17 protein-coding genes are annotated in these 26,016 nt (G+C 70.8%); 15 read left to right on the top strand and 2 right to left on the bottom strand.

Annotated features, from left to right (window positions below; translation table 11 throughout):
- The first annotated feature begins 42 nt into the window (after positions 1-42).
- A complete protein-coding gene (locus tag VZQ01_RS06035) occupies positions 43-1,335 on the top strand; it encodes an AHH domain-containing protein (RefSeq protein ID WP_426747130.1) in 1,293 nt (430 codons plus the stop codon).
- A 9-nt stretch (positions 1,336-1,344) separates the two neighbouring features.
- Entirely contained in the window at positions 1,345-1,926 is a 582-nt protein-coding gene (locus tag VZQ01_RS06030; RefSeq protein WP_426747129.1) for an imm11 family protein, read from the top strand.
- A gap of 9 nt (positions 1,927-1,935) precedes the next feature.
- Here the strand turns inward: VZQ01_RS06030 and VZQ01_RS06025 are convergent, their stop codons facing one another.
- A complete protein-coding gene (locus VZQ01_RS06025) occupies positions 1,936-3,333 on the bottom strand; it encodes an APC family permease (protein ID WP_426747128.1) in 1,398 nt (465 codons plus the stop codon).
- Positions 3,334-4,302: 969 nt separating this feature from the next.
- On the opposite strand from VZQ01_RS06025, the gene VZQ01_RS06020 reads away from it, so the two are divergent.
- From VZQ01_RS06020 to VZQ01_RS05970, 11 genes are all read left to right on the top strand, one after another.
- Positions 4,303-5,445: a hybrid sensor histidine kinase/response regulator gene (locus VZQ01_RS06020; RefSeq protein ID WP_426747127.1), complete on the top strand. Its 1,143-nt coding sequence runs from the start codon at positions 4,303-4,305 to the stop codon at positions 5,443-5,445.
- 22 nt (positions 5,446-5,467) lie between these two features.
- Positions 5,468-7,048, top strand: coding sequence for a DUF7125 family protein (locus VZQ01_RS06015; protein WP_426747126.1), 1,581 nt, complete (start codon positions 5,468-5,470; stop codon positions 7,046-7,048).
- On the top strand, positions 7,045-7,407 hold the full coding sequence (locus VZQ01_RS06010; RefSeq protein WP_141332369.1) for a response regulator: 363 nt from the start codon (positions 7,045-7,047) through the stop codon (positions 7,405-7,407). The genes VZQ01_RS06015 and VZQ01_RS06010 overlap by 4 nt, the downstream gene beginning before the upstream one ends.
- Positions 7,408-7,869: 462 nt before the next feature.
- Positions 7,870-9,078, top strand: coding sequence for a cytochrome P450 (locus VZQ01_RS06005; RefSeq protein WP_408891099.1), 1,209 nt, complete (start codon positions 7,870-7,872; stop codon positions 9,076-9,078).
- A complete protein-coding gene (locus VZQ01_RS06000) occupies positions 9,075-9,419 on the top strand; it encodes an antibiotic biosynthesis monooxygenase family protein (RefSeq protein ID WP_267697077.1) in 345 nt (114 codons plus the stop codon). The genes VZQ01_RS06005 and VZQ01_RS06000 overlap by 4 nt, the downstream gene beginning before the upstream one ends.
- A gap of 71 nt (positions 9,420-9,490) precedes the next feature.
- Positions 9,491-9,967: an SRPBCC family protein gene (locus tag VZQ01_RS05995; RefSeq protein WP_223785287.1), complete on the top strand. Its 477-nt coding sequence runs from the start codon at positions 9,491-9,493 to the stop codon at positions 9,965-9,967.
- 196 nt (positions 9,968-10,163) lie between these two features.
- Positions 10,164-10,631, top strand: coding sequence for a hypothetical protein (locus VZQ01_RS05990; protein WP_223748927.1), 468 nt, complete (start codon positions 10,164-10,166; stop codon positions 10,629-10,631).
- Positions 10,632-10,862: 231 nt separating this feature from the next.
- Positions 10,863-13,109 (top strand): YfhO family protein, encoded by a 2,247-nt coding sequence (locus tag VZQ01_RS05985; RefSeq protein ID WP_426747125.1) that lies wholly within the window; start codon positions 10,863-10,865, stop codon positions 13,107-13,109.
- A gap of 147 nt (positions 13,110-13,256) precedes the next feature.
- Complete coding sequence (locus VZQ01_RS05980; RefSeq protein ID WP_426747124.1) at positions 13,257-16,943, top strand: hypothetical protein; 3,687 nt, start codon at positions 13,257-13,259, stop codon at positions 16,941-16,943.
- Entirely contained in the window at positions 16,940-17,479 is a 540-nt protein-coding gene (locus VZQ01_RS05975) for an aminoglycoside phosphotransferase family protein (RefSeq protein WP_223748930.1), read from the top strand. Before VZQ01_RS05980 ends, VZQ01_RS05975 begins: the two co-directional genes overlap by 4 nt.
- Positions 17,473-20,937: a hypothetical protein gene (locus tag VZQ01_RS05970; RefSeq protein ID WP_426747123.1), complete on the top strand. Its 3,465-nt coding sequence runs from the start codon at positions 17,473-17,475 to the stop codon at positions 20,935-20,937. Before VZQ01_RS05975 ends, VZQ01_RS05970 begins: the two co-directional genes overlap by 7 nt.
- 54 nt (positions 20,938-20,991) lie before the next feature.
- Here the strand turns inward: VZQ01_RS05970 and VZQ01_RS05965 are convergent, their stop codons facing one another.
- Positions 20,992-23,814 carry an FG-GAP-like repeat-containing protein gene (locus tag VZQ01_RS05965; protein WP_426747122.1) on the bottom strand — a complete coding sequence of 941 codons (2,823 nt, stop codon included), beginning with the start codon at positions 23,812-23,814 and terminating at the stop codon, positions 20,992-20,994.
- A gap of 342 nt (positions 23,815-24,156) precedes the next feature.
- Here VZQ01_RS05965 and VZQ01_RS05960 point away from each other — a divergent pair, with 342 nt between their 5' ends.
- Both VZQ01_RS05960 and VZQ01_RS05955 read left to right on the top strand, forming a co-directional pair.
- The gene (locus VZQ01_RS05960; RefSeq protein ID WP_426747121.1) at positions 24,157-24,837 is read left to right on the top strand and encodes a TetR/AcrR family transcriptional regulator; all 681 of its coding nucleotides are present in this window, start codon (positions 24,157-24,159) and stop codon (positions 24,835-24,837) included.
- Between the two features lie 135 nt (positions 24,838-24,972).
- A complete protein-coding gene (locus VZQ01_RS05955; protein ID WP_426747120.1) occupies positions 24,973-26,013 on the top strand; it encodes a fatty acid desaturase in 1,041 nt (346 codons plus the stop codon).
- The last annotated feature ends 3 nt before the right edge of the window (positions 26,014-26,016 follow it).

The raw sequence follows: 26,016 nt of genomic DNA, 5'->3' as shown, positions 1-26,016 counted from the left end.
GTCGCGCCTTCCCATTCCCGGGAGGGTTTGGCGGGGGGCTCGATGCGGTTCATTGGACTGGTTCTCGTGAGTCTATGGGCGACCGGGTGTGCGACCACCCGCGTCGTCCATCTCGACAGAGGTGATGGTCAGCAGGTCGTCCACGTGTCGGTGGACGTCGAGCCGGTCGAGGTGAGCGAGGAGGCGTTCAGCGCGGCCCTCACCCGACTCATCCTGGACATGCGAATGGACGTCGCGTTCCAGGAAGCAGAAGCGGTCGACGCGCGAGGATGGGTTCGGTCCACGACGCTGCTCGCCTCGTCGAAGGGGATTGCGGAGGCGGCATCCGGGGTGTCCCTGGAGTCGTTGTCCGCGCGCATCTGCCCCGAGGCCGATGATTGCCTGACCCTGGTAGGGGGCACGGGGCTGACGCTCTCCCGGAAGGACCGGACCTTGATGGCGCTTTCGTTCGCGCTCGACACCGTGTGGGAGAGTGTCGAGCGCGAGGTCGGAAAGGTGCTGAACCCGGCGGCGCTCAAGGCGATGGTGACTTCGGCGGCGCTGGTGGTGTTCCTCTCCATCACGCTTCCCGAGCCCATCACCAAGGGCATCGCGGTGGTGCTGACGGCGGCCATGGTGGCCTATCTGGGAGTCGTTCCGGTCTGGGAGATGGGGCGTGGCTTCGTCCAGTTGTGGGATGATGCGGGGACGGCAATGCGCGTCACCGACCTACAGGACATCGGCCACCGCTTCGGAAAGGTGATGGGGGCGAACGGCACGCGCGTCCTGGTGCTGCTGGTCACGATGGCACTTGGCGGGAAGGGCGCCATGGCGGCCCAGGGGCCGAAGCTGCCTGGCTTCGCTCGTGCGGCTGTCCGGGCCGAGGCGGAGGCGGGATTCCAACTCGGAGCGGCGATGAGTGGTGGCGTCACGTCCATCGCTTTCCCTTCGGCGGGGGTCCTGAGCGTGGCGCTGGCGCCAGGAGCCGCAGCCGCGCTGGCGATGTACGAGCAGGGGCAATTCCCCGGTGATGAGACCGGGCCGGTGCACCACATCTGCACGAACAAGAACCCTGTCTCTGATGCCACCGGGGGACCTTGGACACCGGCGTGTGAAGAAGTCTTCGAGAAGGCCGGTATGTCTCTGGAGGATGCCGCGAACAAGGTGCGCCTCAATGGACACGAGGGACCTCACCCTGAGTTCTATCACAACCAAGTGGTGACCCGTCTGCAGGCTGCGGTACGTCATTGCCGAAGCCCGGAGACGTGCCGTCCCCGGTTGCTGCGCGAGCTCGCGGAGATCTCCAACGAACTGCTCACGCCGGGCTCCGAATTGCGCAGCTTCATCGTGAGGTAGGAGGGCAGGGTGGAACGGAACTTCTATTGGGTGAACATCGCTGGCGTGCCGCAGTGGTACCTCACAACCCCCGTGCCTGCTGCTGGCGGTTCGTTCGCGGAGCCGTGGATGTTCGGAGAGGGGCTCCGCCTTCCAGACCCTGGGGCCATCAAGGTCAGGGTCAGGAACCCCGGGCGGAAACGCACCTTCGTGTTTGCTGGGGTCGAACGCACGCCTGTCGTCAGCGAGGAGGTCGCGAACGTTTTCAGCGCGCATGCTCCCGATGACGTTCAGCTGTTTCCAGTGATGGTGGAGGGTGACTCCGAGCGGTTCTTCATCATCAACGCAACCAAGCGCTCCGACTGCATCGACGAGAGCGCGACGAGAGAGCTCCGGTGCTATGCCGAAGATGAGTCTTTTCCTGAGAATGCGGGACAGTTCCGCTGGATCAACGGCCTGCGCATCGACCCCTCGAAGACCGAAGGGGCTCGTGTCTTTCGCCTGGAGAAGTTCAAGACCGCGCTCATCGTTTCGGAGGACACGAAGACCGCGCTCGAGCAGGTGGGGAACCTGGGCGTGTCGTTCGAGCTGGTGACGGCCCCTGCGGACTGAGGGAATGGCTCAGGGCCCGCCCACCACGCTGGCCTGGGAGGCTGGCGCCTTCGCTTGTCCTTCCCTGCGTCGGCGCCAGTACAGGAAGACAGGGACACCCGCGCCGAGCAGGAGGGTGCCCTTGAGCGCGTTGAGGGGATTGGACGCCGTGGAGCCCACCACGACGTAGAGCGCCGCCGCGATGAAGAGCAGCGGCGTGAGGGGATAGCCGGGCACCCGGTAGGACACGCGGGGCGCCTGTCCCCGCTTCTCCCGGGCGCGGTAGACGAAGAGCGTGGCCGCCGTGGCGCCGAAGACGAGCCAGTCCGCGAACACCACGTAGTCGAGCAGCTCGCCGTAGGTCCCCGTGCCCGTCAGCAGGATGGCCCACGCGGCCTGGAAGATGATGGCCGCCGCCGGCGTGTGGTGGCGCGGATGCAACCTGGCCATCCACGGGAAGAACAACCCGTCCGCCGCCATCGCCTGGTACACGCGCGGCGACACCAGGATGACCAGGTTGAGGAAGCCGAAGGTGGAGAGCGCCACGCCCGCCGTGATGAACGTGCGGCCCGCCGGGCCCAGGAGGTGCCCCAGCGCGTCCGCCGCAGGCGCCGTGCTCGCCGCCAGTCCCCCGGCACCGAGCGTGCGCAGGTAGGTGAGGTTCGCGAGCAGGTACACCCCCACCACGCCGATGACCCCCAGCAGCAGCGCGCGAGGCAGGTTGCGCTCCGGGTCCACCAGCTCCTCCGCCACGAAGTTGGTCTGCTGCCAGCCGCCATAGCTGAAGAGCACCGGCACCAGCGCCGCGCCCAACGCCAGCACGATGGAGTCCGGCGGCTCGGGCGCCACCGCCTGCACTGGCGCCGCCCCCGACAGCAGGAGCCCCGTGCCCACGAGCACCGCGAGCGCCACCAGCTTGAGCACCGTGAAGACGTTCTGCGTGAGCGCCCCCGGCCGCACCCCGAAGTAGTTGATGCCCGACAACAGGACGATGGCGCCGATGGCCAGCGGGAGCCGGTAGTCCGCCGGCAACCCCGTCCACGCCAGCGTGTAGTTGGCGAACGTCACCGCCACCGCGGCGATGGCGCCCGTGGCAATCATCAACAGCAGGCCCCACGCGTTGAGGAACGCGGGCAGCTCGCCGAAGGCGTCGCGCAGGTAGACGTAGCTGCCCCCGGCCTTGGGGATGCGCTGCCCCAGCTCGCCGTAGATGAACGCCCCGATGAGCGCCACGCCGCCGCCGAGCAGCCACGCCCCCAAGGTGAGCCCTGGGGTATGTACGCGCTGGGCGACGATGGCGGGGTTGAGGAAGATGCCCGAGCCGATGATGCCGCCGATGACGAGCATCACCCCCGAGAACAGCCCCACCCGCCGCGAATAGCTTCCACCCGACGACGCCTTGGCCTCATTCGCGGCAGGAGCGCTCATGCCCCCCGAGCATAGTCCGGGCGCGAGTACCTCGCGACGAAGCTGCCGTCAAAGGGTCGGTCGGCAGAAACACCCCTGCGCCACGGACCACATGCAGCAGGTGGATGCCTCTTCACAGGCCTCCTTGGTTTTGCCGGAGCATGAGCACGTGGCGTCCGACGCGCAATGAGCCCCGCCGCCCTCCGCGCACAGCGCGTCAACGATGCCCGCGCGGCACTCCGGGTCTGACCCGGCGTTGCATTTCGTATCGCCACAGTCCGCGTCCAACAACCCACAGCCCGAGAGGAAGACGGCCAGGAACAGCAGGGAGGCGAGAAGGAAGGAGTGCATCTGCCAGGCTCTACCGAAGCCTTGTTCTCATTCACATACCCCGCGAGGAGTAGAGTGTTCCCGACCCCTCCCGCGGTGGGAGGCATTGCCGGAGGAACCCATGTCGCGCGGGCTCACCTTGATGCGGCTGGCCGTGCTCATCCCCGCTGTCGGCGCGGCGGGCCCCGTGGGCGACGCGAAGCGACTGGTCTCGCTCGAGGTCTCCGACGGTCCCCGGTGAGTTCGCTCCGGACGCCACGCCGCAGAAGTACCAGGGCCCGCACGGCCTGAGCCCCCAGTCCTTCGCGGACACCGTCCGCGCTGCGCTGAAATGGCGAGAGGCCTCGGGACGGTCGTCGAAGCGGGCGTGTCCCGAGCGTGTCCTTCAACCTCATCGACTGGAACCGTCACACCCATGTCGGGACTGACGCTCCACACCAGCGCGCGTGTCCTGGGGACTCCAGGCGCGGGAGGACAACACCCTGGACGTGGCGACGGCGCCCATCGTCAAGGTGGAGGCCCGGCTGTAGCCGGCTCGCCGCCCCCCATGAATCAGGCTTCTGGGGCGCGGCTCCAATGTCAGCCAGCGCACAGTCTTCCTGAACTCACGGCGTGCGTCGGGGCTTTTCGTTCGGGTGGTGCGGACACCATCTTCCAGGAATGGAGCCCCGGGCCGAATCCCCAGGACGAGCGAAGGAGGAGGACCGCGCGCGCGCCACCATCCTCAACGTCAATGACACGCCCGCGGTCCTCTACCTCACCAGCCGCATCCTCACGGTGGCCGGCTACCACGTGGTGGAGGCGACCAGCGGAACGGAGGCGCTGCGGCTGGCGGGCGGCCGTCCGGACATGGTGTTGCTGGATGTCCACCTGCCGGACGTCGACGGGTACGAGGTCTGCCGGCGCCTGCGGGCGCGCGAGGAGACGCGCGACCTGCTGATTGCACACCTGTCCGCCGTCTCCGTCAGCCGCGAGGACCGGCTGCGCGGGCTGGCTCAGGGAGCGGACGCCTACTGGACCACCCCCCTGGGGGATGACGAGCTGCTCGCGAACGTGGAGGCGCTCCTGCGCCTGCAGTCCCGCGCCCAGGCGGCGGTGCACGCGCGCGACGAGTTCCTGTCCATCGCGGCGCACGAGCTGCGCACGCCGCTGACGGCGCTCCGGCTCAACCTGGAGCGGCTGGTCCACCAACTCACCCGGGTTCCCGGTGACGCGGTGGCGCGGCGCACCGTGGAGGCGAGCACCACGCCCGCGCTGCGGCAGCTGGTGCGGCTGCAGCAGCTGTTGGACACGCTGCTGGACGTGTCGCGGGTGGGCAGCCGCAAGCTGCGGCTGGACATCGAGGTGTTCGACCTGGCCGAGGCCGCGCGCGAGGTGGCCGGGCGCCTGGCGATGTCGGCCCGCGCGGCGGGCACCGAGCTGTCCCTGGCGCTCCCCCTGGGGCCCGCGCTGCTCATGGGAGACCGGCTCCGGCTGGAGCAGGTCATCAGCAACCTGCTCGCGAATGCCTTCCGTTATGGGGATGGCAAGCCCATCTGGCTCACGGTGGAGGAGCACCCGGACGCGCTGTGGCTGAGCGTGACGGACCAGGGCATCGGCATCGCGAAGCAGGACCAGTCGCGCATCTTCAACCGCTTCGAGCGCGCGTCGAGCACGGGCCGCGCGGACGGCCTGGGCCTGGGCCTGTTCATCGCGAGGGAGATCGTCGTCGCCCATGGGGGCACGCTCACCGTCGAGAGCGAGCCGGGCCAGGGGGCGACGTTCCATGTGACACTGCCCCGTCATCGGACGGCGGCCTACTGATGGATTGAAAGGAAGGCGTGTCGTGTCCTCTGAAGGTGGTGCCGGCGCGAAGAAGACGCTTCATCCTCGGCTGGAGACGGGGGTGCCCCGGCTCGACTTCATCACCAAGGGTGGGCTCATCAAGGGCGCCTCGTACGCGGTGCTGGGCCCCCCGGGCTCGGGCAAGACGGTGCTGGCGCACCAGATTGCCTTCTGGCACGTCAAGCACGGCGGCAAGGCGCTCTACGTGACGCTGCTCACGGAGTCCCATGCCCGCATGCTCGCGAACCTGGAGGGGATGTCCTTCTTCGACGCGAGCGTCATCCCGGAGAAGCTGCACTACATCAGCGGCTACCGGCAGCTGGAGTCCGAGGGGCTCAAGGGGCTGTTGGAGCTGGTGCGGCGCGCGGCGCGTCAGCACCAGGCGACGCTGCTCATCCTGGACGGCATGGACGTGGCGAAGGACCTGGCGCGCGGCGATTTGACGTACAAGCGCTTCCTGCAGGAGCTGCAGACCTTCATCGGCATCCTGGGCTGCACCACGCTGCTGCTGTCGCCGCATGGCCCCACGGAGCTGCTGCCGGAGACCACGGCGGTGGACGGCATCTTCGCGCTGTCGCTCTGGCTGTCGGGGCCCCGGGCCGTGCGGGAGCTGGTGACGCTGAAGTTCCGGGGCAGCGACTCGCTCCTGGGCAAGCACGAGCTGGAGATCTCCGACCGGGGCGTCATCGTGCACCCGCGCACGGAGGTGCAGTTCGCCGACCCGGTGGAGAAGGTGGAGGAGGAGCGCGTCCGGATGGGCTTCGGCGTGCCGCGGCTGGACGAGTCGCTCCACGGGGGGCTCCTGTCGGGCTCCACCACGTTGCTGTTGGGGGCGCCGGGCACGGGCAAGACGCTGTTGGGGTTGCGCTTCCTGCTGGAGGGCGCGCGCCAGGGGCAGCCCGGGGTGTACTTCGGCTTCTATGAGACGTCCCAGCGGCTCATCGAGAAGGCCGAGGGCGTGGGCATGGGGGACTTGCGCAAGTACGTGGACGCGGGCCTCATCGAAATCCAGTGGCAGCCGCCCCTGGAGCACAACATGGACGCGCTCGCGGAGCGGCTCCTGGAGCGCATCCACGAGCGGAACGTGAAGCGCCTGCGGCTCTTCGTGGACAGCGTCGCGGGCTTCCGCTCGGCGGCCGTCTATCCGGAGCGGATGAGCCGCTTCTTCTCCGCGCTGTCCCACCAACTGCGGATGCTGGACGTCACCACGCTCTACTCGGACGAGACGGCCCTGTTCTCCCCGGGCGTCGAGGCGCCCCAGCCGGACGCCACCGCGTACGTGGAGAACGTCATCCTGCTGCGCTACGTGGAGCTGCGCTCGCAGCTGTACCGGTTGATCTCCATCATGAAGATGCGGGAGAGCCAGTACGACAGCGGCATCCGGGAGTTCTCCATCACGGACAAGGGCATCACCGTGGCGGACACCTTCGAGAGCGCGGAGGCGGTGCTGACGGGGCACGCCATCATGACGGAAGGCGTGCGGGACGTGCGGCGCAAGGCGCCGATGGGCGAGAAGGCGAAACCGCGCAAGCGGCCCCAGCCGAAGGTCCGGCGCAAGCCCGCGCCTCGGAGGCGCTCATGAAGACGGTGCTGGTCGTCGACGACGAGATGGACATCGCGGACGCGGTGAAGTCCATCCTCGAGGACGAGGGCTACCGCGTGGTGACGTGCGCCAATGGGCGTGAGGCGCTGGACTGTCTGGAGGAGGTGCGGCCGGACCTCATCATCATCGACGTGATGATGCCGGTGATGAACGGGTTCGAGGCGCTGCGGGCCATCCGGCAGCGCGAGGAGTTCGCGGGGCTGCCGGTGCTCATCATGAGCGCCATCGACCCGTCGGTGCGTCCGGCCGAGTACGACTGGGCGGGCTTCCTCAAGAAGCCCTTCTCGCTCAGCCACCTGCTGGAGCAGGTGCACAAGCTGGTGCCGCTGGCGGCGTGAACGGGACGACGGTGGCGGCCGGCCGAGGTGGGGCTGGCGCGCCACCTGAGGGGCGGCCACGCCTTGCTCCATGCCTTCATCGCCCGCCTCGTCTTGCTTTGAATGGGGGCCAGCAAGGCCCTCGCGAGCGGGGGCTGTTTTCACCGGATGTGCCAGGACTTCCTGCTCTTGTGCTGGTGTGGGGTGACCGAGGTCCCCTCCCCACGGTGGGAGCAACCTCGCGCCGCCGGGCCGCTTGTTGGGCAAGCCTGTTCCCCGAGGGCCGTGGGCTTTTGCCCAGCAGAAGGGAAGAGGTCTTCTCATCGGGTGCGGCGCGAGGTCCCCGCGCCGTGACATGGAGGCCCGGTGGGTTCCCTTCCGTGGGGAACCGGACCTCGTTGGAGGGAAGCGAGGGCCTCAGCCCGACGACGTTTCGGTGTGCGTCGAAACATGGCCCCCGCGGCGGCGCGTAGAAGCACGTCCATGACGCCGCTGCATCCTGTCGCCGCCGCCACACACCCCGACCCGTATCCGTTCTACGCCGAGCTCGTCGCGACGCGTCCCTTCTATCGGGACGCGGCCCTCGGACTCTGGGTGGCCTCCAGCGCTCGAAGCGTTCGGGCGGTGCTGACGTCCCCTGCCTGCCTTGTCCGGCCCCGCGCGGAGCCGGTGCCACGGACGTTCGGCGCGCTGGCCTCCGGGGCGCTGTTCGGGCAATGGGCCCGGATGAACGACGGGCCGTTCCACGGGGTGGTGCGCCGGGGGCTCGGGGCGCTCATCGAGCGGTGGAGGGCCGCGCCCGGCGTGGACGTGCGTGCCAGCGCGCGACGACTGCTGCGCGGGGGCTCGCTCCAGGAGTGGGTGTTCGGGTGGCCGGTCCATTCCGTCGGGGCGCTGTTGGGGCTGGCGCCTGGGACGTTGTCCGGGGTGGCGGAATGGACGGGGGAGCTGGTGAAGGGGCTCGTCCCTGGCGCAGGGGACGCCGTGGTCCTGCGAGGCGGGCTCGCGGCGGAGCAGCTGCGCGCGGAGGTCCGCTCGGCCCTGGAGGCCCAGACGGCGCGAGGGGGCGAAGGAGGGCCGCTGGCGTTCTTGCGGAGGGAGGTCGGCGCTTCGGCGGACGCCGCCGCGAGCGTGGACCCGGAGCGCCTGGTCGACGTGGTGGTTGCCAACGCCATCGGGCTGCTGGTGCAGACCCATGACGCGACGGCCGGCTTGATTGGCAACACCCTGCGAGCCCTGATGCGGGAGCCCTCGCTGCTCGCCGAGGTGGCCGGCCGACCGGCGCTGCTGCCCCAGGTGCTCGATGAGGTGCTGCGATACGACCCGCCGGTGCAGAACACGCGCCGCTACCTCGCGGAGGACACCGTCCTCGAAGGCCACGCGCTCGCGGCGGGGGAGGGTGTCCTGGTCGTGCTCGCCGCCGCGAATCGCGACGCGCGGGTGCACCGCGAGCCCCACCGCTTCGACATCCATCGCGAGCCTTCCGCGCGGCTCTCCTTCGGCTGGGGCGCGCATGTCTGTCCTGGTGCGCGTCTCGCGACGTCCCTGGCGGCGGGGGCCCTGGAAGTCCTGCTCGCCACGGACCTCGCCCGGCATCGCGACGCCTTCGAGGACGTCCCCTTCCTGCCGTTGCCCAATGCCCGAGTACCCCTGCTGCCCGCGCTCCGGCTCGCGCCCGAGGAGGTTGGATGATCGCCGTCATCTTCGAGGTCCAGCTTCGCAAAGAGGGGAGGCAGACCTACCTGGACCTGGCCGCGGGGCTGCGGCCGCTGCTCTCCCAAATCGATGGCTTCATCTCCATCGAGCGCTTCCAGAGCCTCTCGGATTCCAGCCGCCTGTTGTCGCTCTCGTTCTGGAGGGACGAGGCGGCGGTCGAGGCCTGGCGTCGACTCGAGGCCCATCGCGCGGCTCAGGCGCAGGGGCGCGACGGGGTCTTCCTGGACTATCGGCTGCGGGTCGCCAGCGTCCTGCGCGACTACGGCCTGTCGCGGCGCGAGGAGGCTCCGGGCGACAGTCGGAAGGTGCACGGCTGACGTCGCCTGCCCCGAGCCCGGGAGCGCGCCGGGTTGCCCGGGCCAGGCGAGGGCTCCAAGCTGCGGCACTGATGACGAACACACAGGGAAAGAGGGTCGACTCGGCCTCGAGGGTCATCGCGGCGCCGCCGGCCAGGCTGTATCAAGCGCTGCTGGACCCGGAGGCCGTCACGAAGTGGCTTCCCCCCAAGGGGATGACGGCGCGCCTGCGGGCCTTCGAGCCACGCGCCGGTGGCGCCTATCGACTGACGCTCACGTATGACGAGGCGCATCACTCCGTTCCAGGCAAGAGCTCGGCGCACGAGGACGCCGTCGAGGGGCAGTTCGTGGAGCTCGTCCCGGACCAGCGCGTCGTCCAGCGGTTCGAGTTCGAGTCGGAGGACCCCGCCTTCGCGGGGACGATGACGATGACCTGGACGCTGACGCCCGTCGGCGCCGGCACCGAGGTCTCCATCCGCTGTGTGGACGTGCCCGAGGGCATCCGGCAGGAGGACCACGTCGTCGGGATGTCATCCACGCTCGAGAACCTCGCGACGTTCGTCGAATAATCCAGCCATGCAACACCAGGCGCGCGGTCGTCCCTGACTCAATGGGGCGGCTCGCACCTGAGTGTGGTTGGGATTGAGGCACGCCGCGGATTCGTGACGGTGAGAACTGTCTTCACTTGCGGTGGCGTCTGACATATTTCGCGCGCCGCGCTCCCCCGAGCGCGTCATCCCATCCATCAACCGAGAGAGGCCTCCCATGAAGAGTCTGGCTGGATTCCTTGTCGTCGCCGCGATGCTGCTGACCGGATGTGAGCCCGCGCAGAATGATGCTCAGCTCCACGAGGCCCCCGCGTCGGAGACCGTCGGACAGCAGGAGTCGGCGCTCGGCGCCGGTGACTGTACGGTGAGCCTGCAGTGCGCCAATGGCGTGACGGCCTCGTGCTCCGGAAACAATCGCCAGTGTTGGCTCGACCCGGACGGGCTCGAGCAGGTGTGGTGCAATGGCAGCCCCTATGGCTGTCGCTTCGTGCCGGCGCCGTGCGGCTGCGCGCGGGACAACTGCTGCTCGGAGCTGTGCGCGCTGGACCCGGACTGCGGCACCTGCACGCCGGGCCGCTCCTGCACGTCCAACGCCCAGTGTGGTGGCACGCTGTCCGGACGCTGCAACGCCGTCACCCGCACGTGCACCTGCATCATCGGCGTGGACGCCGAGCGCGAGAACTGAGCGCGAAGGGGTAGCACCGCGTCCGTGAGGCGTTGTCGCCCCTGGACGCGGGCGGGGGGAGGGTGAACAATCCCGCGCTGGATGCCTCCCCCTGCTTCGCCCGAGCCCGCCGCCGGAGTCCGAGTCCCGATTCCGCGCCCGGCGTGGGCCGTCGTCGGCGGTGCCCTGGCCCTCACCTGTCTCTTCTTCTACCGGGCCGTCTTCAGCGCGCAGGTCTTCATCGCGCGGGACATGCTCCTGGTCTACGCGCCCTTGCGGCGCTACTGGGCGCAGCGGGTCCTCGGAGGGGACTTCCCCGGCTGGTATCCCTTCGACGGGCTGGGGCAGTCGTTCGCGGGCATCATGCTGTCCGCGCCCTTCCATCCGTCGCAGCTGCTGGGGCTGCTGTTCTCCACCGGCGTGGCGATGAAGCTCACGGTGCTGGCGTGTCCGCCGCTGGCCCTGCTGGGCACCTACGCGCTGCTGCGGCTGTACGACGTGCCACGGGGCGGAGCGTTCTTCGGGGGGCTCGCCTTCGCCTTCAGCGGACACCTGGTGTCGCTCACCAACAACCTGGCGTACCTCCTGGCGGCGGCCTCCCTGCCCGCGGCGCTCTGGGCCGCCGAGCGTTTCCTGCGCGTCGCCACCCCCGCTCGCGCCGCCGTGGCCGCCTTTGGTGTCGCCAGCGTGCTGCTGGCCGGTGACACGTGGAGCTATGCCTTCGCGAACGCCTTCGTGTTGCTGCTCGCGGTGACGGGCCGGGGCGCCTTGCGGACTCGCGTGCTCCGCGCGCTGGGGCTCGTGGCGATGGGCGCGGGGCTGGCCGCGCCGCAGCTGTTCGCGGGCATGGCGGTGTTCGCGCACGGGGCCCCTGGCGCCAGCTCGCTCGAGGACGCACAGCGCTGGTCGCTGGACCCGTGGCGACTGCCGGAGCTCGTCCTGGGGCCCTACCTCGCCAACCCCGCAGTGGAGCGCGCCGTCCCCGAGGAGGTCGTGAAGCCGCTCTTGAGCACGGGTGGCTTCTCCACGCTGTGGACGGACTCGGCGCTCGTCGGGGTGCCGGTGCTGGTGCTCGCGGTGGCGGGGTTGATGTTCATCCCCTGGAGGCGCTGGGCGCCGTTCGCCGCGGTGTGGGGGCTGGTGCTGCTGCTCGCGCTCGGGGCCGCGTTGCCCGTCTATGGGTGGCTGCATGACGTGCTGCCGCTGTGGCGGCCGTTCCGCTATCCGGAGAAGCTCGTCGCGCACCTGACGTTGGGGCTCTCGCTGCTCGCGGGCTTCGGGTGGAAGGCTTTGGTGTCCTCCGAGCCACGGGCGCGCCGCGCGGCCTGGGTGGCGGGTGGCCTGTCCGTGGGGTTGCTCGCCGTGGCCCTCGCCGAGCGCTGGGGCGCGGTGTGGTCTTCCGCTTTCGTCGTCGCCCGTTGGCCCCAGGTGCCCGCGGAGACATTGGAGACGTTGTCGCATGCGTTCAGCGACGCCGGCTTCATCGCGGCGGGCCTCGCGCTGGGGTGCGCGCTCGTGTTGCCTGGGCTCGCGGGCTCATGGCCTCGGGCCGGGGTGTTGATGGCGCTGCAGCTGGGCGCGGCCTTCACGCTGAACGAGCCGCTCTACATCCTCGGCTCGGAGGAGCTGCTGGACAGTCCCCCCACGCTCGTCGAGGCCGTGCGCGAGCACGCCGCGCGGACGGGAGACTCCGCGCCCCGCGTCTCCTCTCGCCTCCAGCGCTTCCAGTTGCCCCAATTCGAGGGCTTCGAGTTCCAGGACAGCGTGGCGTTGATGTCGCGCGCTTCGTTGATGCCGGACACCCCCGCGCTGTGGAACATCGGCGCGGCGGGGGCGTATCTGCCCGCGGTGAGCTCTCGCGTGAAGGGGCTGCAGCTCGACGCGCCCGCGCGCTTCACCCAGCTGGAGCCGCTCTATGGCGTGCGGTTCAGTGTGTATACGTCCGCGTCCTACGCGGGGCTGGAGCCCAAGCCGGGAAGGGTGTTCGCACGCGACGAGGTGTTCGAGCTGGTCCTCGTCGAGCATGCCGACGCCCTCCCGCGACTCTTCGTCGCGAGGCCTCGATGTGTGTCGGACGAGAAGGCCGCGCTCGGGCTCCTGGGCACGGAGGCCTTCCGTCAAGGTACCTGGGCCGCGGTGGAGTGTGGCGTGGAGCCGCTCCCCGCCCCGAGCGAGGCGCCGCTGACAGGGCGGGTCCTCATCGAGCGCGACACTCCCGAGCACCTCGTGGTGTCGGTCGAGTCATCCGAGGACGCGGTGCTCATCGTCAACGATGCGTTCCAGGCCGGATGGACGGCGAGCGTGGACGGTGTGCCCACTCGGGTGCTCCCCGCGAACGGGGCCGTGCGGGCCGTCGCGGTGCCCTCGGGGCGTCACCAGGTGGTGCTGCGCTATCGGGTCCCTGGAGTCCTGCCGGGGTTGCTGCTGTGGGGCGTGACGCTCGTGGGGCTGGCGCTGGCCGAGGGCTGGCGTCGTCGGCGTTCTCCCGCTTTACGGTGAACGCTGTCCATGGAGTGAAGCCCCCGTGCGAGCGCGTCTGGCGAAGCCCGTTCGCGGCCCTCCCGGCGCCCGCCCGCCTGCCCGCATCCGGTCCTCGACTTCACCCACCCTCCCGACGATGATGGCCGCGCGCGTCAACCGAGCCACATGGAAACCCCAAGAGCTGAACGACCGCGCCGGCGGTGGGCTCGACTCCTCGCGGGCGTCCTGCTGAGTCTCGTCGCGCCCGTCGCGCTGGTGCTCATCGTGGCGCTGGTCGTCGTGCACAACCTCGACCGTCCCTGGCTGAAGTCGCACGTCGTCTCGCAGGTGGAGTCGGCCACGGGCATCCAGGTGGACTACCAGACCACCCAGGTGTCGCTGCTGTCGGGCCTGCGGCTGGAGGGCCTGGTGGTGCGCACGCCTGCTGCCTTCCAGCGCGTCGCGCCCGAGCTGCTGCGCGTGGGGACGTTGGAGGCGAAGTGGTCGCCCGGCTCGCTCATGAGCGGCGGCACGCTCATCGAACACGTGGCGGCGCGCGAGGTGACGGTGGCCCTGGTGGCCGACGACGCGGGGCCCACGTCCCTCTCGGAGCTGACGGGACCTCCCGCGCCCGGGCCCGTCCCCGAGGAGCCCTCGCTCGGGCTCTCCCGACAGCTCGCCTCGCTGCTCGCGTCCGCGCCCCCCGTCGCGCGCGTGGACGTGTCGGGCGTGTCGCTGGCCTGGCTCCGAGTCCAGGATGGCGTGGTGGTCGACCGTTGGTCCGTGCGCGGGCTCGGACTGGGCGCCGAGGTGAAAGAGCGGGACGGCGCCTGGAAGCTCTTCGCGAACCTGGGCCAGACGGGCGCCCCGTTGCCGCTGGAGCTGAGTCGCGAAGGCACCCTGGCTCCTCCGGCGCGCGCGGAGCTGGCGCTCGCGCTCGCGGTGGAGGCGGGGGCCACGGCCGCTCGTGCGCGGGTGGACCTGGACGTCGCGCGACAGACCTTCGACCCTCGGTTCTCGGTGCGCTCGTTGCTGCATGGCGCGGTGTCCGCGCGGTTCGACGCGGGGGCGCGCCGCACGCTCCTGGAGCTGGAGCGCACGGGACTGACGGACAGCGCCGAACTCCAGGCCGAGCTGGTGTTGCCGGATGACTCGAGCGTGGCGCCTGTCATGACGCGCGCCCTGGCGGACGTGGACCTCGCGAAGCTGCTGCGGGTGCTGCCGGGGGACTGGCGCCCGTTCACGCTCGAGCGCGGCGAGGTGCGCCTCGACGCGCGAGACGTCACCCTGGGCGCGATTCCGCTGCTGGGGGCCGAGGGCAAGCTCGGGCTGGACATCGAGCTCGCGTCGCTGCGGCTGGCCCAGGACGGGCTCACGGTGGCGCTGGGTGATGGACGTGTGTCGCTGGCGGCCACGCCGGATGCGCGGCAGGGGGTGTCCGCGCTGCTGACGTTCGCGCTCCAGAAGCTGGAGGTCGACGGGCCCGCCACGGTGCGCGTGCCGAAGGCGCAGGGGGAGCTGAAGGGACAGCAGTTGCGGCCCGAGCCGTCCTCGCCGCTCCAGGTGGCCGGGGACGTGGCGCTGTCCGGTCTGGTGGCGGCCGTGGACGTGAACGTCCCGGGCTTGCGCGCGAAGGCCCAGCGGTTGGGCTTCCAGCTCCAGGCGCCGCTCGCGGGCAGGCCGCCCTTCTCGCTGCGCGCGGACCTCCCCGTGGGCGCGCTCGAGGTCGTCACGGCGGAGGGGCTGGAGGTGCTCAAGGGCCCCGTGCACGTGAAGCTCGATGCGTCGCAGGTGGTCCCCCACGTGGACGAGCCGCGCCTGACCCGAGCCCGCGGCCGGCTGGTGCTGGACGTCGGCGCGATGCACGCGACGCTGGACGCCACCAAGGGCGCGGATGACGTGGCGTACACGCTCGCCTTCGAGACCCCGGACCTGGTCGCGGCCCGGCCCTTCATCCCCAACGACGTCGCCGCGCGCATCCCCTGGAAGCAGCTGGGGGTGGGCGTGTCGTCCCAGGGCAAGGCGACGGCGCTCTTCTCCGCCGCGCCCCGCGTGGACCATCGCACCGAGGTGCGCGTGCGGAAGCCGGGCTGGGATGACATCTCGGCGGGCAACGTCACCGTCGTCGCGCGCTCGCGGGGCGATGCCTGGCGGCACAAGGGCGAGGTGGAGCTGCGCGTGGACGGGCTGCGCGTGGGGGAGACCGACGGTGGGCCGCAGCGTCACACCTTCACGGTGGACCTGGACCGGCGCAAGCCGACGGTCAAGGTGGGCGTCACCAGCCAGGAGGGCGTGAAGGCCACCGTCGATATCGCGCTGGCGTACGAGCGCAAGACGCGCGCGCTCCAGGGAGAAGTGAAGGCGGACCTCCCGCCGCTCGGCACGCTGGCACCGCTGTTGGCCCTGGCCCAGGTGCCCAGGGAGCTGAACGCGTCGCGGCTGGGCGTGAAGCTGGACGTGAATGGCACGTTGCTCGGCGTCGTCACCGGGCTCACCCCGGACGGACTGCCCAGGTTCTCACCGGAGCCGCTGCGGACGGGCAGCTTCGCGGGCAAGGCGGTGGTGGACGTGCAGGGCTTCCGGTGGCGCCAGGACGCGCTGACGGTGAACCTCCCCGGACTGCGCTGGGCGGTCGACTCGCGCGTGGACGGCCCCCGGCGCACGATTCACAGCGACATGACGGTGGAGAAGCTCACCGTCGGGATGGCCGACAGCCGCCTGTCCCTCGCGGACCTCTCCAGTGACACCACCGCCACCTTCACCGACAAGCTGGAGGCGGAGGACATCGAGGTGACGCAGCAGCTGACGGTCCGCTCCGTCGAACAGAAACCGGCGCTGCCCTATCCGGTGCAGGACCTGGCGTGGGCCTTCACCGCGCGCCGCAAGCCCACGGGCGTCATCCATGTCCCGGAGCTGAAGGTGACCAACGGCGGGACGAGCACCGAGCTGAGCATCAAGGGACGGCTCGACCTGGGGGAGGAGCGGCGGAGGCTGGGGCTTCGCGGGGAGCTGTCCCAGGACCTGTCCAAGCTCGCGCGGCCCGGCGTCCTCGAGAGCAGCGGCCACGTCAAGGTCGACTTCCGCGTGGCCTCGCCCGACCTCACGCTCTTCAGGACACGCGCGAACCTGCTCCTGCAGAACGTGAACGCGCGGATGCCCGAGGCGGACTTCGCCGTCGAGGCGCTCGATGGCAACGTGCCGCTCTCCGAGGACGTGCTCTACACCGACGGGCAGGTGCGGCTGTCGAGCGACATCGACGTCAATCCGTACCCGATGCTCCGCTTCGCCGACCAGCACCCGCTGCTGTCGCGCAGCGGCTACGTGTCCGCGAACAGCATCACCACGCCGTTCGCCACCATCGCGCCCCTGGCGGGCAACCTGTCCATCGACCAGCACGTGGTCTCGATGACGCAGCTGGAGATGGGCGTTCGCGGCGGGCGCATCACCGGCCAGTGGCTGCTCGACTGGCAGGGCAAGGACTCCAGGCTGGAGGCCCGCGTGCGCGCCACCGGCGTGCAGTCGTCCCGGGGCGAGCCCTTCGACGGCAACGCCGCCGTGGTCATCTCCGCGAAGGACCGCAGCATCAACGGTCGCGCGGAGATTCTCCGCATCGGCAACCGGCACCTGTTGGACCTGCTCGACCTGGAGGACCCTCGCCACGTCGACCCGGCGACCAACCGTGTCCGCTATGCGCTGACGCTGGGGTATCCGGACCACGTGCGGGTGAGCTTCAACCACGGCTTCGGCAGCCTGCGCATCACCATGGGCGGGCTGGCGAAGCTCATCAGCATCAACGAAATCCGGGGCATCCCCATGGGCCCCATCGTCGACCAGCTCATCAAGTCGATGACGCTGACGGAGGCCTCGCCATGAAGACCCGCGCGTTGTTGCTGTGGGCCGCCCTCGTCGCTCCCGGGTGCATCAGCGCGCCGGAGATCGTCATGGTCGACCGCGCCACGGCGCTCGAGGAGCAGGCCTCGGGCTCGTTCAAGGACGTGGAGCAGCGGCTGGCGCGCGCGGGCATGAACCCGACGCCGGTGCCGCTCACGCCCAACCAGCTGGAGGAGCTGGGCGTCCAGCCCGCGCCCCTGGTGGAGGACCTGGGCAAGACGCAGGCGGACCGCGTGGACGAGCTGCTCCGGCGCCACTGCGTGGGCGAGGGCAAGGACGGGCTGCTGGTGGAGAGCCGCCGTCGCTGCCGGGCCGGGCGCCTGACGGCCGATGACGTGGCGCTGGTGGAGCGGGTGAACCGCTCGCGGCTGCAGCTGTGGAAGTGGATGCGCACCCAGCGCCCCGACGCCTCGGAGGAGGTGCTGCGCCAGAGCTGGCACAAGGTGCACGCGGAGGGCGTGGTCTGCGGCGGCCAGGTGGAGGCCGCGGACGGCACCTGGGGAGAGAAGAAGTGCTGACGTCCCGGGACACCAAGGTCCTGCTCCTGGCCGCGCTGCTCGCGCGAGGCGCCTGGGCCCAGGACGACGAGAACGACGGAGGGCTGCGCACGCCCTCGCGGCTCACCGTGGGCGTGGGGGACCAGTTCCTGGGGCAGCTGTCGCCGGACGGGAACACGCTCGTCTTCGCGTCCAACCGCAACATCGCGACCGAAATCTACGTGCAGGACCTGGAGAAGGGCCGCGAGCGCCGCCTCTTCGACGAGGGCGCGGACGTGACGTGGCCGCGCATCAGCCCCGACGGCAAGCGCCTGCTCTACATCTCCTTCCGGGACCAGGCCGGCGGTCAGCTCTGCATCCGGGACCTGCCCTCGGGTGAGGAGCGCCGCTGCCTCACCGAGGAGGCCAACGCGCTGCAGGCGGAGTGGATCGACTCCGCGAGCATCGCGCTGGTGAGCCGGGCCACCATCCAGGGCGACCTCAAGCTGTCGCGCGTCCGGCCCGGCGCCGCGTGGAGCGCGAGCCCGCTCCTGGAGCGCAACCTCACCAGCCCCACGCTCTCCCCGGACGGGCGCTGGCTGGTGTACGTGCCCGTCGAGCGCTCCGTGAAGCAGGTGGGCCCGGGCTTCGCCGCGCGCGCCGCGCCGCACCTGGAGGCGCTCCGACTGGATGTCCCCGACGCGAGGCCCGTGAAGCTGGCGCTGGACCTGCCGGGGCAGAGCGGCCAGCCCGTGTTCTCACGCGACGGGCGCTTCTTGTACGTGGTGCAGTTCTTCACCGACTCCAACGCGGACGGTACCATCGACGCGAGCGACAGCGGCGTGCTGTTCCGCGCGCCGTTCTCCCCGGAGCGCGACGACGCGCCCGCGCTGGCCGCCGCCTCCAGCCCGGACCAGCTCACCGGCGCGTCGTGGAACTGCCAGTACCCGGCGCCGGCGGCGGAGTCGTTGCTGGCGACGTGCTCTCGCTCGCAGTCGCTGGACGTGTACCAGCTGCCCCTGGATGGACAGGTGCCCTCGGCCTGGGATGTCCCCCGGCTCAACGAGGAGCTGAAGATGGTGGGGCGGCGCGCGGACCAGCTGCTGCTCTACCGCCACCGGCTGTTGCTCGAGGAGCGCCCCCGGCCCCGCCGCTTGTTGATGATGCGGCTGTCCATGCTGCACCTGGCGTTCGAGGACTTCGGCGCGGCGGAGTTCTACGCCGAGCACATGGGCGCGGTGAGCGACCCGGCCACGCTGGGGCTGGAGGGGCCGCTGCGTGTCCTCATCGACCACCGGCGCGCGATGAAGGAGCGCGAGCGGGGCCGCATGGTGGAGGAGCTGAGCGTGGCGGAGCAGCAGCGCATGGCCGCGCTGGAGCCCGCCAACGCGCCCAGCCCCGCCACGGCCGTCTTCCAGCACGTGGTGCGCAGCGAGCTGGCGGACGCGGCGGGGGACTTCACGCTGGCGCGGCAGGAGCTGGAGTCGGCGCAGGTGACGGACACCACGCCGCGCGCGGTGCTGGAGGCATACTACGAGCGGGCGGACGCGCTGTACCGCAAGCTCGATGACCGGATGGCGCTGGTGGACGTCGGCCGGCGGCTCTCCGTGCACAAGATCTTCAAGGCGGACGACCAGCTCGACTTCGCGATCGCCTCGGTCCGCGCCCTGTACCGGGGCCGGCCCTACGCGGAGGCGGAGACCCTCCTCGCCGAGGCGCTCGCCCGGGCGCCCGAGGGCTCCGCGCACGCCTTCGCCCTGGAGCTGGGGCAGCACATCATCGCCTTGAGGCAGGAGCGCACGCCGCGCGCCGTCCGCGAGGCCCTGCTCGCGTTCTACCGTCGGCAGACGGACCCGCTGCGTCGCCGGGTCCTGGTCCAGGAGGCCGTGGAGCGTGCGGCCAGCCTCGGCGCGGACGGCGTGCTGGAGGCCCTGGCCACCGTCTACGTGGACGATGCGCCCGTGGGCACCGAGGACCGGCGTCGGGCGGAGCGGCTGTTCCGTCGCGCGCTGATGGGCCGCGCGTATCGCCGGCTGGCGCGGCAGCGCCAGGACGAGGCCCGCGCGGACTTCGACCTGGTGACGAAGCGCACGGGCTCGCTGGAGAGCGCCGTCGAGTCCATGAACCTGCGCCTGCGCGCCGGCGTGAGCCACGACGTGGTGGAGAAGGAGATGACCACCACGTCGGAGAAGAGGGTGGAGCCGCTCCGGCGCTTCGTGAAGGCGTACCTGCTGGCGCGCAAGCTGCCCAAGCTGGACGACAAGGCGCACGCGCAGGCGGTGAAGGACGCGGTGGCCCAGCTGCGCGCGGCGTGGCCGGAGCTCAAGAACCAGCGCGCGGTGCAGGCCCTGTACGGCGCCATCCAGCACGAGGACTTCCTGCGCGGCAAGAACCCCGCCGCCGCCGAGCGCGCCAACCGGCACTACCTGGTGGCGCTGGACCTGGTGCGCAACAACGTGCGCTACAAGGCGATGATTCTCGGCGCGCTGGGCCTGCTGCACACCCAGGTGGGCAACCACCACATCGCGCTGGGCTACCTGGAGCAGCGCGACAAGCTGCCCTACGTGGACAACTGGGCGGGGCTGGCCGTGTCGCTGGCGCGCGCGCGGGCGCTGTTGCACGTGGGGCGCGAGGAGGACGCGGCGAAGGCGGCGGACGCGGCGCTGGCGATGGTGCGGGCCACCGAGAAGCAGGCCCGGTTCCTGCCGCTCGCGGTGGACCGCGCCGCGCTCTACCACCTGGCCGCGGGCCACTTCGAGCGCGCGCTGGAGCTCTATGACCAGGGCCTCCCGCTGGTCGAGGCCCTGCCCTCCGACGAGGAGGGGCTGCGCAACCGCCTGGTGATGCGGCTGGCCCGCTGCGCCGCCGCGCTGGGCGCGGGCAAGCCCGAGCGGACGCTCGAGGACCTGGCGCGCGTGGAGAAGGACCTGGCCCACCCGGCCGTGCGCTCCGCGCTGAAGTGGGCGCACTCCTCGCCCGAGCACGTCCACCGCTCCTATCGCCTCATCGCCGCGGGGCTGCGCGCGAATGCCCACACGCGTCTGGGACAGTTGGAGGCCGCGGCCCAGGCGCTGGAGACGCGCCGCGCGCTGTTCCTGGAGCAGTTCGACGAGCTGGACCGCGACGAGGACCTCCGCTCGGTGACGCTCGCGGAGCTGCGGCTGGCCGAGAACGCGGTGGACCGCCAGGACCCGGCCCACGCGGCGCGCTGGTTGGGCATGGCGCTGGAGCACGCGGACACGCTGGTGGCCCGCACGCATGCGCCGGTCGATGCCGGGCAGCTGGACGTGCTCTGGTTCGCGGCCCAGCTGCAGGCGGATGGGCGCACGAAGCTGCCCTTCGACGTGTCCCAGCGGATGGCGGGAGCACGGCGCACGCTGCTGGAGCAGAAGGACCCGGCCTGGCGCGCGTACCAGGCCTGGTTCGAGGTCTACACGGCGCTCGAGGCCCACCCCGCCCCAGGGGGACGGGAGGCGCTGGTCCGGCCGACGCAGCAGTGATGGCGGGACACCTCCCGCGGCGCGTGCTGGCCCGCGGGAGGTGCCTCGGAGGCGCTACTGGGCGAGCACCGTGAGGACCTGCTCGGACGTGTTGCCCGCGGCGTCGGTGGCGCGCAGCAGGACGACGTGCGCGCCGGGGCCGGAGAACGTCACCGGCGTGGTGGCCAGGTTCGTGCCCGCGCCGACGTCGGTGGAGCTGACCCAGTTGGCCGTGACGCGGACCGGGGAGAGGTCCGTCACCTCGGTGACGACGTCCACGGTGAGCGGCTGCGGCTGGGTGACGTCAGGGGCGACGACGCGCAGCAGCGGGGCGGTGCGGTCCACCGTCACCTCGCGGCTCTCGGTGGCGAAGGCGCCGTCGGTGGCGATGACGGTGAGCGTGAGGGTGTAGTGGCCCTCGGCCAGGCTGAGCCACTCGACGACGTGGCCGCCGCCCGCGTCGGGGGGGAGGCGGATGGGGGCGCCCCCGTTGATGGAGAGCAGCACCACGCTGATGGGCGCGCCGCCCGCGCTCGTGGTGGCCCAGCCGCACGCCTTCACCTGCGCGGCCGAGGTGTAGCGCGGCACGTCGCACATGACGAGGTCGGGCGGGGTGGCCTCGGAGTCCACCACGTGGATGGCGGTGGTGCAGGAGGCGCTGTTGCCGGCCGCGTCCGTGGCCGTGTACGTCACGGGCGTCGTGCCGCGCGGATAGATGCCCGCGGCGGGGCCGCTGACCTGGGCGCCGCACGCGTCGGCGGCGGTGGCCGGGACGGGCGTGACGTGGGCCCCGGCGGGGCTCGTCGCCAGGTAGACACGCTCGCCCGGGCAGGTGATGACCGGCGGCGTGACGTCCACCACGGTGACGGTGGCGGTGCACGTGTCGGTGGACTGGCCGTCGGAGACCGTCAGCGTGACGGCGTGCGAGCCCGGGCCGAACGGCCCCGTGGGCGACTGGGACACGGAGAAGGGACCGGGCTGCTGGTCCGGGTCATGGCTGCCGTTGTCCACGCTGGCCGGGGCCTGGCAGGTGGTGGGGCTGGCGTCGACGGACACGTCGCGGCACAGCGCCACGGGGGGCACGTTGGTGGAGCACGCGAGGCTCACCGGCCCGCTGCCCGCGTTGTTGGTCTCGATGCACTCCGTCTCGCGGCCCACGCCGGTGCCGTCGTCATCCGCGCGGACCCAGACCGTGGTGGTGCCACCGGGAGCCGAGGCGAGCGCCACGCTCACCACCGCGCTGCTGCCCGCGGCGAGCACGGTGGGGAGGGTGGCCACGCCCAGCAGGGCGCCGCCGGAGGTGGGGTTGCCGTCGTAGAAGGCGACGCGCATGCCCGCGGAGGCGGCCGCGTCTCCCTGGTTGGTGACGCGCGCGTGCAGGCTCAGGGTGCCGGTGGTCCGGTCGCACGAGGACGTCACCTCGCCGGCGACGAGGTCCGCCGCGGCGTAGGGGCTGGTGGTGCCGGTGCCCTGGCTGTTGGCGCGGAACGTGTTGAGGCCGGGCACGCGCCAGTTCTCCACGGGGTGCGCGGGGATGGTGCCGTCGTCGTTGACGTTGGTGACGGAGTACGCGTGCTGGTTCCAGATGCGGCGCGTGTTCACCCAGCCGTCCTTGCCGTCGCGGAACACGCGGATGCCGGTGGGGCCGGAGAAGGCATAGTTGTTCGACGCGACGACGATTTCGGCGTTGTCGTCCGCGTCCACGTCGACGATGAGCGGGTTCTCGTACGTGGTGCCGGAGGCGTGCTCCACGTCGAAGCGGATGGCGCCCGTCTCACCGTCGTAGATGCGCAGGCGGCGCTCGTCGCCGTAGACGACCTCGGCGCGGCCGTCACCCTCGAAGTCGAAGGTGGACGAGCCCGTCACGTTGGAGCTGTTGTCCTGGGTGGGGCTGGACCACTTGACGGTGCCGTTGGTCTCGAAGACGGCATAGCGGCTGGCGCCCGCCACGCCAATCTCCGGGCTGCCGTCCGCGTCGAAGTCCGCGATGTTGGGCGCGCCGCCGCTGCCGCCGCCGGGAATCGCCGTGCTCCACAGCAGGGCGCAGTTGTCGTCCATGAGCGACACGATGCCGCCGCTGACCACGACGACCTCGCCATGCGGGTCCGCGTCGAAGTTGGCGACGCCGGCCAGCCCGTTGCCGATGGAGGTGTTGCGGCACTTGAGCGTGCCGTCATGGCGGTAGATGGAGCGGCCGTTGACGACCTCCTGCAGGCCGTCCCCGTCGATGTCCGCCGCGAAGGAGATGGGGCCCTGGGGACCGCCCAGCGTGTCCGTGCCCGCCCACTTCAGCGCGCCGGTGTTGCTGAGCACGGAGTGGCCGTTGAGGATCTCCACCGTGCCGTCGCCGTCCAGGTCCGCGAACGACGGGCCACCCCAGCTGTTCTGGGAGACGTTCGTCCGGAACTTCAGCGCGCCCGTGTTCTCGAAGCACAGCAGGCCCGTGCCGCTCTCCGGGACGGCGCAGATCTCCACCAGCCCGTCACCGTCGATGTCGCCGCCCGCGATGCTGCCCGCGCCGCGCACCCGCAGGGTCGGGTCCGTCACCGTCCACAGCTCGGCGCCCGTGGCCCCGTTGAGCGCGCGCAGCACGCCGTTGGTGTTGTAGTTGCTGCCCACGAAGCTGCTGAAGACGACGTCGGGGATTCCATCGCCGTTCACCTCCACGACGATGGGCGACATCATCACCTGCACGTGCGTCGGCAGGACGGTGCTGGAGCTCCACGCCCACTCCAGCTCCGGCTCGAAGTTGGGGTCGAAGGGCGGCTGGACCTGGCACTCGCCATTCGCCGCGGAGGCGGCCTCTGCCAGGGAGGCGCTCTCGGACTGCGGCGCCGTCTGTGTGCAGCCGGTGAGCGCCAGCACTCCGGCGAGGGACAGCCTGGTCCACCACTTCATGCCCGCTGCGGACGGGGGTCCGGGGATTCTTCGCATGCGCACGCCAATGCCTCGTGTCTGGATTTCGCGGAAAAGTCCGCTAATCTTGCGTATAGAGGTCAGGCTTGGCGTGCCGCAAGTGAGTCATTGGTGAACTCAGACCTGGGGGAGGGTGATGCTACTCCTCCGCCGTGGGTCTGAATTGGTCATTGAGCAGTGTGTCCGGGTCGCTGAACAGCTCATCGGCGCGCTCGTGCAGCACCATGCTGATGACGGCGGGGACGAGCGCCCACCCGCGCTTCCGGGTGGTGGACCTGGGGGGGCACTCCTTGGAATGGTTCGGCTCCAGCTCGAGGAGTCGTGATGCCGCGCAGTTCCTCCCCTTCGCGTCGGAAGCAGCCTCGTCAGCAGCGCGCCCAGGCGACGTGCGACGCCATCCTCACCGCCGCGGCCCGGCTGCTCGTCCGTGACGGCTACGAGGCGACGAGCACCAACCGCATCGCCGAGGCGGCCGGCGTCAGCATCGGCTCGCTCTACCAGTACTATCCGAACAAGGAGGGGCTGGTGCTCGCGGTGCTGGAGCAGCACGGCTCGCGCTGGCTGACGGAGTTCGACGCGGGACTCAAGGAGCTCGCGCCGGCCCCGCTGGGCGTCGCGGTGCCCTCCATCATCCACCACATCCTCACGCTCAAGCGGCTGCATCCCCAGCTGGACTCGCTGCGCTACGCGCTCCTGCCGGTGCTGCGCCCGCTGGGCCACGTGGACACCTTCGAGCAGCAGCTGTTCCGGCTGGTGCGCGCGTTCCTGGCGGCGAGGCTGGAGGAAATCCGCCCGCGAGAGCTGGACATGGCGGTCTTCATCATCGTCCACACGCTGGAGGCGCTCTGCCATGCCGCTGGCGTGGACCGGCCCGACTACCTCACGAACGACGCGTTCCCCAATGAGCTGTGCGTGCTCGTGCTCGGCTATCTGAGCCTGTCGCCCGCGCCGCTCGGCCATCCGCCGAGGAAGGCCGCGGCGACCCGACGCAAATATGAGCAGTAGCCCCGAAGTGCACGCTCCCGAGGCCGTTTCTCCCTCGGGCGCACGAATGTGAGCACCCAAGCGAGTTGAGCGGCGGCGCAATCAAAGACATCTTGATGGCACCTCCAGCGCCTGCTCCCAGCCGCTCCCGACTCCATGAATCTCCATCCAGAAGACCTGCGGCTCGCGGCCGCTCACGCGAGACTTGCGTCCGGGGACTTCCCCGCCCTCACCGATGCGCAGCTCGAAGCCATTCGCGGCAGGGCGCGTGACTCGCTGGTGTGGTTCCGCGCGCACCCCGTGCTGCATGACACCGTCAACGTGCTCCTCCTGCTGGCCCTGTTCGCGGCGGACCTGCTGTCGTTGACGGCGCTGCCCTTCGTGTTGCCGGGGGCCCTGTCGACCGCGGGGGGCATCGTGCTCGCGGGGGTGGTCGCCGGCGTGGTGCATGGCTTCCTGGTCTGCGGCATCGTCACGCTCAGCGTCCACGAGGGCGCCGCGCATGACCTCCTCATCGTGGGCAGGGGACGGGTGGGGCGCGGGTTGAGGGTGCTCGCGAACAACGCCTGTCGGCTCTTCCTGGCGGACCCGGTGCACTACGCCCAGGCCCACGCGAGCCACCATCGGAGCCTGGGGACGTCGGAGGACGGCTCCTTCACGCACCACGTCCGGCTGCGCCGACTGCTGGGCAGCCTGCTGCCGCTGGCCCCGATGCTCAGCCACTCGGACTATTTTCCCTGGCGGCCCCAGGAGCACACGCGGAGCCGACGACTCTCCGTGCTGCTGACCAACGGGTACCTGGTGCTCTGCGCGGCGCTGGCGACGTGGCTGCATGGCTGGCTCTTCACCGGCGTGGCGCTGTTCCTGGTCGGCAGCTGGCTGAGCTTCGTGCTGGACCGGGTCCGCGAGAGCACCGAGCACCTGTTCATGCCCCTGGACCGGGCGAACGGGGCGCGGGAGCTGGGGCTGGGGCTCTGGGGGCTGCTGCTCGGAGGCGGGCCGTGGGGCCAGCCCTGTCACCTGTCACACCACCTGGCGCCCGCGCTGCCCTGGTATCAGCAGCTCCGGCTGCACTTCTTCCTGCGTCGCGTGTTGACCCCGGAGCAGCGCCGCCACTTCTTCCTGCGCCCCGTCATCGGCCTGCCCGTGTTGCTCTGGCGGCTGGCCACCGCGCCCCGCGAGCCCGCTCGGGACTGAGGA

This window comes from Myxococcus faecalis, from assembly GCF_050039385.1.
GTDB lineage: Bacteria > Myxococcota > Myxococcia > Myxococcales > Myxococcaceae > Myxococcus > Myxococcus fulvus.
Note: the sequence above shows the minus strand (reverse complement) of the source record. Positions and strands in the feature narration are given on the sequence as shown.